Source organism: Streptomyces sp. WZ.A104 (assembly GCF_002382885.1).
In the GTDB taxonomy this organism is placed as follows: Bacteria; Actinomycetota; Actinomycetes; order Streptomycetales; family Streptomycetaceae; genus Streptomyces.
Window position 1 is genome coordinate 1 of the sequence record NZ_NWVL01000171.1, and the last position, 1437, is coordinate 1437.

2 pseudogenes are annotated in these 1437 nt (G+C 67.8%); both read left to right on the forward strand.

The annotated features are described in order from the left end of the window. A pseudogene (locus CIB93_RS36955) lies at window positions 1-210 on the forward strand (site-specific integrase); the annotation flags it as partial. Continuing rightward, window positions 197-1437 (forward strand): annotated as a pseudogene (locus CIB93_RS36960) (site-specific integrase); the annotation flags it as partial. The pseudogenes CIB93_RS36955 and CIB93_RS36960, both read left to right, overlap by 14 nt.

Consider the following 1437-nt stretch of genomic DNA (forward strand, 5'->3'; position numbering starts at 1 on the left):
CTCGCCCGGGACCCGGAACTGACGCTGGTGGAAGTGCAGACGATCCTCCGCCACGCGCATATCACCACCACCAGCCTCTACACCGTCGTCGGACTGGAGGACCTGGTCGGCAAGCTCGCAGAGCACTACTCCAGGCCCGTTCAACCAGTGGCCTGGCCGACGCAGTACGCCGCAGACGACATCCAGGCGGTGTTCGGTGCCGGGAAGTAAGGTCGGCGACAGCCTGCGCATGAAGGGCCCCACCACCAACTACATCCGGCGGCACGACGCCAATCCGGCGGCCCCGGTCGGTAACTTCGCGCCGACCGCGCTCACCCCGGCCCCGCCGCCGCTTCCCGCCAGGCCGCCTCGTTCGCTGGGCGACTTCAGTACGGCCAGCGTCGAGGAAGTCGCCGAAGCCGCAGCCCAGCACTTCTCGGCACACGTCAGCTACAAGTGGAAGACCCGCAGGGGTATGTCCGATCTCCTCCAGCACCTCGCGAAGTTCCCCGGGAACACCTGGCAGGAGCGCTGGGAAGCCTCCGGACTCAATGAGCGAGGCCGTCCGGTCGGCGGTCTCGCCGAGGAAGACGACAAGCTCCAGCGCAACCGGCTCAACGCGGCTGCCGGCCACGCGTTCGCCATGCGGCTCATCCGCCCGGACCTGCTGTCCTTCCGCTCCAACCCGCTCTGGAACTATCCGCGCTGGTTCCGGGACGTCGCGAAGGACCCGTGGCTGGAGGAGTTCTGCACACGGCTCGACAAGATGCCGGTCAGCGGAGCGCGACGCGGCAAGGCCCGATTCGACGTCTGTTGCGCGCTGACGGTCTTCGGCATCGACCTCAAAGACCTGACCCCCGAAGCCCTGCTTCACTACGCCGTCGAGTCCCGCACCCACGGCCTGGCCGGTGAAAGCAGAGCTTCGGGAACCTTCGCAGCCACACTGGCCTGGCCGGTCCTGCACGAGATGGGACAGTTCCCCGCCTCCGCACCGAAGACCCTGCGGGCCGCGGTCACCCGCGGACAGCTCTCCGTCGAGGAGATCGTCGGCCGCCACGAGCTGAGGAACCATGCGGTCCGGGATCTGCTGGTCGACTACATCCGCCGACGCTCCGCGGAACTCGACTACTCGACCCTGCGCGGGCTCGCGCACCACCTGGCGAAGCTGTTCTGGAAGAGCATCGAGGAGATCAATCCCGAGCAGGCTGACCTGCGGCTTTCGGAAGAGACCTTCACGCAGTGGAAGGAAAAACTGCTGGTCAAGGCTGACGGCAGCCCGCGGTTGGACGTCGACGGCCCGCTCATGTCGGTCCGCGCGCTCTACCTCGATCTGCACACCTGGGCCGTCGCCGAGCCTGAACGCTGGGCCACCTGGGTCGCCCCCTGCCCGGTCCGCGACGCTGACCTGCGCTGGTTCCACCTGCGACGCCGACGCCTCCAGGAACGCATGGCCAACCG